8 protein-coding genes are annotated in these 12,006 nt (G+C 62.2%); all 8 read right to left on the reverse strand.

The window, feature by feature from the left end:
- Positions 1-41: 41 nt before the first annotated feature.
- The gene (locus tag FE782_RS01340) at positions 42-806 is read right to left on the reverse strand and encodes an SDR family NAD(P)-dependent oxidoreductase (protein ID WP_138191722.1); all 765 of its coding nucleotides are present in this window, start codon (positions 804-806) and stop codon (positions 42-44) included.
- The gene (gene ilvD, locus FE782_RS01345) at positions 803-2,554 is read right to left on the reverse strand and encodes a dihydroxy-acid dehydratase (protein ID WP_202914460.1); all 1,752 of its coding nucleotides are present in this window, start codon (positions 2,552-2,554) and stop codon (positions 803-805) included. The genes FE782_RS01340 and ilvD overlap by 4 nt, the downstream gene beginning before the upstream one ends.
- Positions 2,547-3,893 (reverse strand): aspartate aminotransferase family protein, encoded by a 1,347-nt coding sequence (locus FE782_RS01350; protein WP_138191726.1) that lies wholly within the window; start codon positions 3,891-3,893, stop codon positions 2,547-2,549. The genes ilvD and FE782_RS01350 overlap by 8 nt, the downstream gene beginning before the upstream one ends.
- Positions 3,890-5,401, reverse strand: a complete 1,512-nt coding sequence (locus tag FE782_RS01355) for a M81 family metallopeptidase (protein WP_158299200.1) — start codon at positions 5,399-5,401, stop codon at positions 3,890-3,892. The genes FE782_RS01350 and FE782_RS01355 overlap by 4 nt, the downstream gene beginning before the upstream one ends.
- Entirely contained in the window at positions 5,398-6,735 is a 1,338-nt protein-coding gene (locus tag FE782_RS01360; protein ID WP_138191730.1) for a GH39 family glycosyl hydrolase, read from the reverse strand. The genes FE782_RS01355 and FE782_RS01360 overlap by 4 nt, the downstream gene beginning before the upstream one ends.
- Positions 6,736-6,772: 37 nt before the next feature.
- Complete coding sequence (locus FE782_RS01365) at positions 6,773-8,389, reverse strand: response regulator (protein ID WP_138191732.1); 1,617 nt, start codon at positions 8,387-8,389, stop codon at positions 6,773-6,775.
- Positions 8,367-10,136: a sensor histidine kinase gene (locus FE782_RS01370; protein WP_138191734.1), complete on the reverse strand. Its 1,770-nt coding sequence runs from the start codon at positions 10,134-10,136 to the stop codon at positions 8,367-8,369. Before FE782_RS01370 ends, FE782_RS01365 begins: the two co-directional genes overlap by 23 nt.
- Positions 10,137-10,234: 98 nt before the next feature.
- Positions 10,235-11,965 carry an extracellular solute-binding protein gene (locus FE782_RS01375; RefSeq protein WP_138191736.1) on the reverse strand — a complete coding sequence of 577 codons (1,731 nt, stop codon included), beginning with the start codon at positions 11,963-11,965 and terminating at the stop codon, positions 10,235-10,237.
- Between the last annotated feature and the right edge of the window lie 41 nt (positions 11,966-12,006).

The following is a 12,006-nucleotide window of genomic DNA, read 5'->3' on the forward strand; positions in this document are numbered from 1 at the left end:
ACGAAAAGGCACGGGAACAAACAATAGAAATACATTCTCGTCTAATGCATCATCCAACCGCCGTCGACGTTGAGCGTCTGCCCCGTGATGAAGTCGCTGTCGGAGGAGGCGAGGAAGACGAACGCGCCTTCGACGTCCGCTGCGCTCTCTCGCCTAGCGAAGCATTGCGCCTTCGCCAAATATTCCCCGCTCTCGCGAATCGTCTGCTCGCTCACCTTCTCGTACTCCGTCTCCGTCAATACGGCTCCCGGCGTGATGCAGTTCACTGTGATGTTATGCTGACCCACTTCGCGAGCCAGCGCGCGGGTGAAGCCGACGATGGCGCCCTTCGAGGTGACGTAATGCAGGAACTGCTTCTGTCCGGTGAAGAACGTCACGGAAGAGACGTTGATAATCTTGCCGTAACGTTGCCGCTCCATATAAGGAAATACGGCCTTGGCGCACAGAAATTGGGACCGCACGTTCACGCCCATGATGTAGTCCCAATCCTCCACTGTAATCTCATGCCACGTCTTCCTCGGATCCATCGCCGCGTTGTTGACGAGGATGTCGATGCCGCCGTAGCGCGCTGCCGCCTGCTCGACCATCCGCGTCACATCGTCTTCCTTCGAGACGTCCGCTCCGATCGCGATCGCCTCGCCGCCCGCCGACCGAACGTCTTCGACGACGCGCTCCGCCAATTCCGGATGGGAGCGGTAGTTAACGACTACCTTCGCGCCCTCGGCAGCATACCGCTTCACTACCGCCGCGCCGATCGAACGGGACGACCCCGTAATAAGCGCGACCTTGCCTTGTAATTTCGTCATCGGCCGATGCCCCCTCCTTGTGCGCAAGACCCGCCTTGCAGCGCCGGGTTCGCGGAACGCGTATACAGTCCGAGCACGCCCTTGTGGCGGAACGTCGGCGGTGACCACGAGGCTCTCCGTCCGGCGAACGCTTCGTCGATCTCCTGCGGAGCGCGCTCCTCGCCTTCGATGCCGACGACGTCGATCCGGCGACCCGGAATATCGACGCGGACGACGTCCCCGTCCCGCACGAACGCGATCGGGCCGCCGTCCGTCGCTTCCGGCCCGAGGTAGCCGACGCAAGGCCCGCGCGTGGCGCCTGAGAATCGACCGTCCGTCACGAGCGACGTCGTGTGCGACAACACCGGATCCGACGCGATCAGCTCGGACATGAAGAACATCTCCGGCATCCCGACCGCCTTCGGCCCTTGATAACGGATGACCACCACGTCGCCCGGTTGGATGACCTTAGCGACGTAGGCATCCACCGCCTCCCGCTCGCTGTCGAAGACGCGCGCCGGTCCGGTGTGAACCTGCATCTCCGCCGCGACGGCGAACTTCTTGATCAGCGCTCCTTCGGGCGCCAGATTGCCGTATAGCACGGCCAAGGAGCCTTCCTTCTTCAGCGGCTTCGAGAGCGGATAAATGACGTTCCTTCGGTTCAGCTTATAGTTGGCGAGGAACATCTCGGCGTAATTGCGCATCTCCGCGCCTCGCATCTCTTCCAAGTTTTCGCCCAGCGTCTTGCCGGTTACGGTCATGACGTCGAGATGCAGAAAATCCCGGATTTCGTCCATGACGAACGGCACGCCGCCCGCGTACCAGAACAGCTCCGTCGGGTAATGCCCCGCCGTCTTCGTATCGACCAGCACGGGGATGCGCCGGTGGATGTCGTCGAATCGCTCGGGGGTCAGCGTTATGCCGATCTCTCTGGCGATCGCGATCAGATGCATGACTGCGTTGAGCGAGCCGCCGACCGCGGAGTGGACCATGATCGCGTTTTCGAAGGCGGCCTCCGTCAGGATGTGCTCCGGCAGGATGCCGGCCTTCGCGAGCCGCATGACCTGCTGTCCGGAGGCTCGGGCCGCCCGGCGAAGTTCCGCGTTCGTCGCCGGAATGAGCGCCGACCACGGCAGCGCGAGGCCGAGCGCCTCGGACATCACCTGCATCGTCGCGGCGGTGCCCATGTATTGGCATGCCCCGCAGGTCGGGCAGCACGCGCGCTGGAAGGCGAGGAACTCCTCCTTCGTCATCTGATTGCGTTCGACCTCGACGCTCATATGCCACAGCTCCTCGTTGGAGCGCATGCACGGACCCGCCCCCATCGCGCCGCCCGGCACGTGAATCGCGGGAATGTTCAGCCGGGCGATCGCCATCAGATGCGCGGGCACCGCCTTGTCTCCCGCGGACGTGAGCGTCATCGCGTCGAACGGCGTGCTGAGCGCATGGATTTCCACCATCGAGGCGATCAAGTCGCGAGAGGGCAGCGAATAATGCATGCCGTTATGCGCCTGCGCGATGCCGTCGCAGATGTCGGTCGTCGTGTAGACGGCGGGCTTGCCGCCGTATTGATAGACGCCCTTCTCCATCTCGCCGATCAGCTCGTTCAGGTGGTACGAGCTCGGATGACTGTCCCCGTGCGTGCTCTCGACGAGCACCTGAATCCGATCGAGGTCGTCGACGGTCCAATCCATGGACATACGCAGCGCGTCGCCCTCGAAGCTGATCTTGCGCACCTTCTGACTCGCGCGTTCGGAATCTTCAACCACGCCGCTCGCCTCCTTCCGTCCGCCGTTCCGCGGCCAACCGCGCCAGCGCCCGATCCGCCGCCTGCAGCGTCGCTTCCGCATGCGCCTCCGTATGCTCCGTGGATACGTACCAAAGCCCGTTCGTCCGAACGAGCACGCCTTCCTCGAGCATCCGCTCCGCGAAGTCGGAATATAGCGCTCCATCGCGTTCGGAGAACGCCGCGAAATCCTCCACTGCGTCCCGGTCGATAAACATCATGTGGAACACGGGCCCCTCTTGATTCACGACGCCGCGGAAGCCGTTCGCCGCGATTCGCTCGCGAAGCCCCTGCGCCAGCCGAGCCGCCGTCGCCTCCATTCGGACGAACGCCTCTCCGCCGTTCCGACCAAGGATGTCCAACGTAGCGATCGCTGCGGCCGTCGCCACGCAATTGCCGTTCAGCGTCCCAAGATGGCTGACTTTCCCGCTCGAGACGACGCGCATCAGCTCCCGGGAGCCGGCGACCGCGCTCAGGGCGATGCCGCCGGCCAGCGCCTTCCCCATCGTCATCAGATCCGGCGCGATGCCGAATCGCTCGTGCGCGCCGCCGAGTCCGAAGCGAAACCCGGTAATGACTTCATCGAAAATGAGTACGATACCGAGCTCCCTCGTCAGTTCTCGCATGCGCTCGAGGTAGCCGTCGCGCGGACGAATGCAGCCCGAGTTGCACATGACCGGCTCGGTGATGACGGCGGCGACCTCATGGCCGCGCGCGCGAAGCGTCTCTTCCAGCGCGACGGCGTCGTTCCAAGGCAGGAGGATGACGTCCTGCAGCGCGAGCTCGCTTTGCCCGCCGGTGCCGGGCATCGTTTTGCCGCCGGCGTCCGACGCGGCGCCGCCCTTCATGTCCGCGCTCGGGAACGCCGTGAAGATTGCGTCGGACCAGCCGTGATAATGTCCGTGGAAGCGCACGATCTTCGTCCGGCCCGTGTGCGAGCGCGCGATGCGCAGCGCCAGCATGACGGCCTCCGTGCCGGAGCCGCTGAACGCGACCTGCTCCGCGCACGGGAGCGCCTCGGTCAACCGGGCGGCGAGCTCGATCTCTCCCTCGTGCTGGAGTCCGAACGTATACCCGTTCGTCATCGCCGCATGAATGCGCTCCGTCAGCTCAGGATGCGCGTGACCTAGGATCAAGGGCCCGTAGGCCAACAAATAGTCGATATACCGGTTGCCGTCCGCGTCTGTGACGACGGCCCCGCGTCCCGACGCCGCGAACAGCGGCACGGGACGCATCGCCGCGCGAAGCGAGCTGGACACGCCGCCGGCCAGCGCCGCGCCGGATCGCTCGAATAGCCTCTTCGAGGTGGTGTACGCCTTCATCCGGGATTCCTCCAATCAAAGTCGTCGTCGAACGGGAAACAGGGCCGGGTCAGCTTACGGAAGGAGAGCCGATGCAAATTCGCGGGACTCCGTCCCGGCGTATCCAGAATGTAGATGCTTTTTGCGATCGAGGTGTAGTCGGCGCGGAATTGATTGGCCGATTTCACGAGCACAAGATCCGCCGAAGCCGGCTCGAGACCGACGCTTCGATACATGCTTGGGTCGCCGGAGAAGGTCGCCCGCTCCGTAATCAGAAGCGAGATTCGGCCGATGTCGAAGACGACGCATCGCCCCATCCGCGCGATCGTGCCCTTGGCGTAACCGCCCAGCAGCCGGAAGTCGCCGTTCCCGATCGATCGGACCGTGCCGACGATGCGCAGCGGCTCCCCGTCCTCTTTGCACATCGAGTATCCGACATCCAGCTCGAGCCGCGATCCGACGCCGGCGGCGATCGCCTTCGCGACGGCCGGCGCGTCCACGATCGTCAGCAAGCACGTCAGCCGTTCCTGCGCGCCTTGGCGCAGCAGCTCCCGCAGCACGACGTTGCTGTCGCCCGTCGAACCGGCGCCCGGGCTGTCCGCCGAATCGGACACGACGATCGGACCGCCGCCGCCCGTCGTCGCGAGCGCCGACGTCACCATCTTGTCGATCGGATGAAGCTCGGCCTGGAATTCATGGCGCTTGCGCCAGAACAGCTCGGCCAGCCGATCCGCTTCCCGCTCCGCCCGCGCTTCGTCCTCGCCGACCGTCACGACGGCGCAGCCCATCTCCGCGATATCGAGCCAAGGCTGAACGGGGAATAAAGAAGTGATCAGCGACTCCCCGAGCGCCTCGCCGGAACGGGCTTCCTCCCAAAGGTCGAAGAACGGCCCGGAATCGCTCTGGCTGTTTTCCGCCGGTACGATCATCGGCAGCTTCCGAAGGCGCGTCTTCGTCCGGCGGCCGCTCCGCAGCATGCGCAGCAGCAGCTCGGCGGAGCGCTCCCCCGTCTCCTCGAAGTCGACATGCGGATAGGTGCGGAAGCCGACCAGCGCATCGACGCCGGCCGCCATCCGCGCCGTTACGTTCGCGTGCAGGTCGAGCGAGACGACGAAGGGAACGTCGCCGATGACGCCGCGAATGAGCTCGATCAGCTCCCCTTCGACGTCGTCGCAGCCCTCCGCGACCATCGCCCCGTGCAGCGCGAAATACGCCGCGTCGCAGCCCGGGCCCGACGACCCGACGGCGAGCTCGAGCCTGCTGCGCAGCAGCGCCTTCAATTCCGCGAACGCCTCCCGGGCGAACACCCCCGAAGAGATTGCGTTCGCGGACAGCGTCGGCGCGAGCTCGACGCCGGCGGCCGACGCAACGCGGACGAAGCCGCTAAGCTCGTTCCGCGTCGTCGAGGTCAGCAGCTCGTCGCCGAACAGCAGCCGATGCCGCCGGAAATCGTCCATACCGCTCTTCGCCGGGCTGAACGTATTGCTCTCTTGAATGACGGCGCCGACTAAGACGCGAGGCCGCTTCACCGGGTGACGCTCACATACAAGACCGAGTGCTTCGGGGCGGTCAGCTTCAGCTCCAACGCGGAAGAAGCCTCTCCCTCCGCGATCCGCTCGAACGTCCGCTCCGCGTCGATCGCGAGAACCTCGTAACGCGCCGGCCCGGAGGAGCCCGCCGCCGGAAGGCCGGTCAGCGCGATCGTCAGTTCTCGAGCTTCCGAGTGGAAATGGCTGATCAGCGCCGCGACGTCGCCGGCGGGCGTTCTCCCGGCTAAGCAAGCGAGCCCCTCGGCTTCCTTCGGCGCAGAGCACGCCAGGCGCTCTTCGTGGCGGCGCAGCCGTTCGAACGCTTCGAACGCGTAATACGTCTTCTGCGGCACGCCGTGATAATCGAACAAGCCGCAAAACAGCGCCGTCGGCTGTCCGTCGTAATAGTTCGCGCGATCGACGGGCAAATCTTGCAGCAGCGACAGGACGAGCGCCGCGAACGAAGCGCCCTCTTCCGACTTCTGCCGGTCGAACGCGTCCTTGCGGACATACTCGTTGCCCTTGTTCCAGATCGTGCGGAAATCCGCGACGAAATAATTCCATTCGTTGAAGTGGCTTTCCGTCCGGGCGAAGCCGTTCCGATCGAGCAATTCGCGGACGTGCAGCGCATGGCGGACGATCGCGTTCGGATCGGCGGTGTACGTATGCCACGAGAAGAAGTCGAGCGGCGCCCCCGCATTCCGCACGTACGCAAGAAACTCCGGCACGAATTCCCGCGTCGGCCCCGCCGCGGCCGGACCTCCGACCTTCAGCGACGGGTCGAACCGCTTGATCTTGGCGGCCGCGACTTCGTAAAGCCGGTAATATTGCTCGTGCGTCCCCGACCACATCCGTACGCTGTAATCGGGTTCGTTCCAAATTTCCCAATATTCGATCCCGTACCGGAATCCGTTCGCCCAGCCTTGGTTGTAGTGCTTAATAATGCCGATACAGACGTCCGCCCACTTCTCGTAGTCTTTCGGCGGATGCACGAAATACTTCGTCTCCGTATGTTCGATACTCTCGCCGAGGCGGAACACGATGCTTGCGCCCGTCGCGGCGACGGTGCGCACATACTCGTCCGTCTGCGCGAAGTTATAGCTGGCCGGATCGGCCGGATCCTTATCGAAATCCGGGAAGACGATGTGAATGTCGACCTCCCGGGGATGCGGCCAGTTCGGGTCGTGCAGCCGGACGAGCGGAACGCCCATCGAGACGTAATAATCGGTAACGTCGACGAGCGAGCCGTACGTGACGGGCCCGTTATTGACGCCGTGAATCGCCTTGAACGAAGCGCCGGTCGCTTGATCGGCATAGATCGTAATGTGCGTCATCCTGCGTAACCTCCGCCATTTTCGTAAAATTAGTAATTTATCGGTCCCGATACTCCTGTGGAGTAACGCCGAACGCTTTCTTAAACACCTTGATGAAATACGCCGTATTGAAATACCCGATCTGCCCCGCGATCTCGTAGATCTTGAGGTCGGAGCTTTTCAGCAGCTTCACGGCTCGCTCCAAGCGAATCCTGGACAAGTATTCCTTCAGCCCTTCTCCGGTCACGAGCTTATACACCTTCGACAGGTACACCGGATGCATATCGACGTGAGCCGCAAGCGCTTGCAGAGAGACGTCTTCCGCGAGATGAACGTGAATATATTCTTGGATTTGCCCGATCAACGTCGCCCGCGCGTCCTGGATTTCCTCCTGATTGGACGTCGACAACCGAAGGCATGCCTCGAACGCCCAATGCTTCAGCATCGACACGGATTGCATCAGTTCGGGAGATTGGTAGAAGCTCAAATCATGTTCGCACTTCAAGGCCTGGGCGACCGTCTGTCCGTTCGCGTGCGCGTAATGATAGCAAGCGGCGAGCACCGTATGGTAGATTTCCGCCAATACGTCCGCATGCACGGCCTCGTCGGCTTCTCGAAGCGACTCGACCTCCATAAAGATGCTCAGCAGCTTTTCTTTCGCTTCCTCCCACAGTCCCGCGGAAAATAAATGCGATATCGAAGGCGGCGTCTGCAGGACGGAAGCCGCCCTCGGCACCGTCGCCGCCTCCGCCGCGTACCCCGCTTGCGTCAACAGCCCGTCGTCGCGGCCGATCCGGCGCCGCAGCGTGCGCACCGCGGCCTCGTAGGCGACCGGCAAATCGCGGGGGAACGCTTCGCAAGCGCCGTAAACGATGGACAGATGCATCTTCACGTAATGCGACACGAGATGCTGCCACTGACTGAGCAGCCGCGATACGGACTCGCCGCCCGCTTCCTCGCGCGTCCTCGGCTTCAGCACCATCACTAGATACCCGTGAACATCCTTGCATGTCCAGAGCTGACAGTGCGGCTCGATCACTTCCTCCGCGACGTTCATGACGGCGTATTCCAGCAGCGCTCGGTCGTGGCGTCCTTGATGCGGGCGCTCGATCCGGACGACGACCGGATACGCGTCGTCGCCGTCCTCGAACGGAAGCTGCAGCAGGCCGAGCTTCTCGCGAACGTCCTCCGGCGCAAGCCGCCCTTCCAGAATGTTCCGAAGCAGGTCGGAGCGCAGCGTCGGCAGATGATCTTGGACGTATTGAATGGACGAACGCTGCGAGGAAACCTCCAGCCACGTCTCCCGCATCGACGTCGTCAATCGCCGGATCGATTCGATCAACGCCTCGTCGCGCACGGGCTTCAGCAGGTAATCGGCCGCATGGAGCCGAAGGGCGTCCCGGGCGTATTCGAACTCCGCGTGCCCGGTGAGGAGGATGAACTGCACGCGGCCCGACCGCTTCCGGATCGCTTCCATCAATTCGATGCCGTCCATTCCGGGCATGCGAATGTCGGTCAGCACGATATCGACGTACTGCCCTTCGACGACGGCCAGCGCTTCCCGCGCGGAATAGGCGGTGAACACTTCCTCGACGTCGAGCTCCGGCCACGGCATCGTCTGGGAAATCGCGTCCACGACCGACGGCTCGTCGTCAACGATCAAGATGCGGAACATCGCTCTCCTCCCCCTTCCCTCGGATGACGATCGTTACGGCGGTTCCGCCGCCTTCCTTCCGGCTCACCGATAAACCGGACGACTCGCCGAACATGAGCTTCAGTCGTTGATTGACGTTCCATAACCCGAACGATACGTTGTCTTGGTTGTCCGGCTGCTCCAGCCGCCGCTGCAGCGCCGCCAGCCGATCGTCGTCCATGCCGACGCCGTTATCCTCGATCCGCAGCGCGTACCCCGACGCGTCCTTGCCGCCTTCGATCGAGATATACCCCCGACCGTCCTTCGGCTCGATGCCGTGAATGACGGCGTTCTCGACCACGGGCTGCAGGATGAGCCTCGGAAATTCCATCGCCTTCAGCGATTCGTCCACGTCGATCCTGTACGAGATCCGGTTCGTGCGCAAATTTTGAATTTCCAAGTAATTCACGATGACGTCCAGCTCCTCGCGCAGCTGCGCGGTCTGCTTCCCCAGCCGCGTCGTGTAACGGAAGTATTCTCCCAAATTCAAGGACATCGCCACGACGGATTCTTCGTCGCCGAGCCGGGCCATATTCTTAATGTAAAATAGGCAATTGTACAAGAAATGCGGGTTGATCTGCGATTGCAGCTGCTTCAGCAGCGCTTCCCGCGATCGGATTTTCTCCTCGTACACCCGCTCCAGCAGCGTCTGAATCTCCTCCGCCATCTCGTTGAATCGTTGGAAGAGATAGGAGAATTCGCTCGAGCCTTCCATCTGGATCCGGGACCCGTAGTTCCCGCGCTTGATCCCTTGGATGTTCTTCACGAGCTCCCGGATCGGCACCTGCAGCTGGCGGTACAAGATATACGAGGCCAAGCTGCCGAAGCCGAGAAGCGCCAAGGTGAACGCGTAGAACAAGTTGCGCGCGTTCGTCACCGGCGATAAGATGCTGTCGACCGGGATCGAATCGACCAAGTACCAATCCGTGCCGTACATCGGCAGGAAGCTCATCAAATAGCGCTCGTCGGAAAGCTGCACCGACAAATTCGTCCGACCGTCGCCGAGCTCCGTTCCGCCGAGATATCGCAGCGCCTCGGCCGCGTAGTCCCCGTCGATCGTCCGATTCCCGATCATGCCGAGCTCCGGGCTGTAGAGCAGCGGGTCGCCCTGGCCGTTGGATTTGAACTGATCCAGCACGTTCTGCAAATACGACGCGTCGAACGCCGTCTTCACGATCAGGCGCGCCGACGCCGGGTCGTCGTAAGCGGTCTCCGGCGTAACGGCGTACCAGACGAACTTATCCGATTCGCCCGCTTCGCCGCGTTGGAACTGCCAGCCTCTGCGGATGACGTCGATCAGCTCCTCGTCCACGAAGCCGAACGTGTCGCTTGACGTCGAGACGACGTCGTGGGTCATGCGGGAATAGACGGTGATTTCCGTCCACCAGCCGGTTATGCCGGACTGCAGCGAGATGTGATCCAGAATCATGCGCGTCAGCTTCTGCTTATCGTACGGGTCGCCCGACTGCTGCAGAAACTCGAGCTCCCGGATGGCGGGATCGCTCGCGAGCGTGATCGCGTTGATCGAAATTTGGTTGATTTTCTCTTCCAGCTGATCCTTCAAGAAAACCAGCTTATTCAGATTGGCCGTCTCGATCTCGGTCTTCATGACCTGCACCGTGACGCGGTTGTAGATCGTGAAGAACGACATCATCAAGAACAGTAGGCCGAAAATGAGAATGGCGACCTTCGCGAAGCTGTTCAGCTTCCGATGCATTGGCTTCGGCATGGCGATCACGCGTCCTTACGATTAAGTTATGGTTTCTTTCACCGTAACCGTAACACAGCCTCCGGCCGCGTGTCGCCATGAATCCTGTCCCTGCGCCGTTATTGCGCTACGCTGCGGTACCAGTCGTTCACTTCCTTCGTGATTTCCTCGCCGCCTTGCGCATACCATTCTTCGACGAACGCGTCGAACGCGTCGACCGGCTCGTTGCCGAAAATGATCTTGCTGTACGTCTCCAGCTCCAGCTTGCTTAAATAATCCCACTTGCTCTCCATCGTCGGCGTCGTGCCTCCGGTGAAGGCGTTCTTGACGGAAAATTGTCTGGAGTTCCATACGTCCGTCGCCGACTCCAGCTCGATCGGGGGCACGAAGCCTCCCCAGATTTTCTCGTACGGCGTCTCCGGCTTGCCCGAGGCGGCGATCTTTACCAGCGCCTGTACGTTCTGCGACGGGATGCGCGGGCCTTGATCGAGCAGGCCGTAGAAGAAGACGCGGACGCCGCCGCCCGGAATTTTCGTCAGATCGTAAGTGACCTCGCCGTCGACGATATCCCAGTCGTACCCCTTCGCCCAGCCGTTCTCGAACTCGCTGCCGGGCTTCGGATCCGCGACGTTGTCGAACATATAGTTCGCGTACGTGAAGAAGATTTCCGGATTTTTCATGTCTTTGTTAATGAAGAGGGCTCCGTTGTAAGGATGGCGTCCGTAGTGCATGCTCTTGCCGTCCGGTCCGACCGGAAGCGTGAACGTCGTCAGCTCCGCGTCGGGATTGTTCTTGTTCAGGTCGCCCATCGGCCACGCCTCGGACCAATACGGTCCGGCGAACGTGCCCGCGCTGCCCGCCGACATGAACGAGCCCGCCTTCGACGCGTCCCAGATGCCGGCTTCTTGCGGAATGTACCCCTTCTGCACCCAGTCCTTCAGCTTCTGCAAGCCTTGCTTGATCTGAGGGAGAACCGAGCCGTACGCGATCGTGCCGTCGTCCTGCTTCAGCCAGAAGCTCGGCATCGAGCCGTACGCGCCGAACACCCAGCCGAGGCCGAACGAATCGCCGTACGAGCTCTTCAGGCCCGTCGAGACGCCGAACGTGTTCTTCTGTCCGTCGCCGTCCGGATCCCCGTTCGCGAAGGCGTCCAGCATCTTCTCGTATTCGTCGAGATTCGTCGGCTCGCCGAGGTTCAGCTTCCTCATCCAGTCGGCGCGAACCCACAGCACCGGATCGTTGTTATAATCGTAGTCGAGGTTCGGAATGCCGTAGCGCTTGCCGTCCCGCGTGAACTCGTACCATACGGTCGGATCCTCGTTCATCGCTTTCTTCCACGTGTCCCCCGCGTACTTATCGAACAGCTCGCCGACCTCCATGAACTTGCCGGAGTCGATCAGCATCTGCGCTTCCGCGCCGCTCGCGAACAGCACGTCGGGCATCTCCTCGTTCGACGAAAGCGCGAGCTTCAGCTTCGTCGCGTACGCTCCGTTCGTGTCCTTGACGGACCACAGGTTCTTGATTTCGATGCCGAGCGCGTCCTTCGCCCAACGATAGTGGACGTTATCCTCCGCCGTTTCGCCGTTCTTGAACTCGGCCGCGCCCGCGAGCCGCTTCACCGTCGTAATCGTCACCGGCGGATCGTATTTGCCTCCGGACGTCGGCAGCCCGGCCGGTTCCGTCTCCGGCGCGGCCGTTCCGGCGTCGTCCGTCTTCGGCGTCCCACTCGCCGGCGGCGGGTCGTCGGTCGCCGCCGGGCTCGAGGAGCCTCCGGTACAAGCGATCATTGTAATAGAAACTAGTAATACGACCATTGCGAGAAGAAATGTTTTGCGAATGCGGCTGGCCATTTCCGTTCCCCCAATCCATAGTTAACATCTACAAGATTCAT

It is taken from the genome of Paenibacillus antri (assembly GCF_005765165.1).
In the GTDB taxonomy this organism is placed as follows: Bacteria; Bacillota; Bacilli; order Paenibacillales; family YIM-B00363; genus Paenibacillus_AE; species Paenibacillus_AE antri.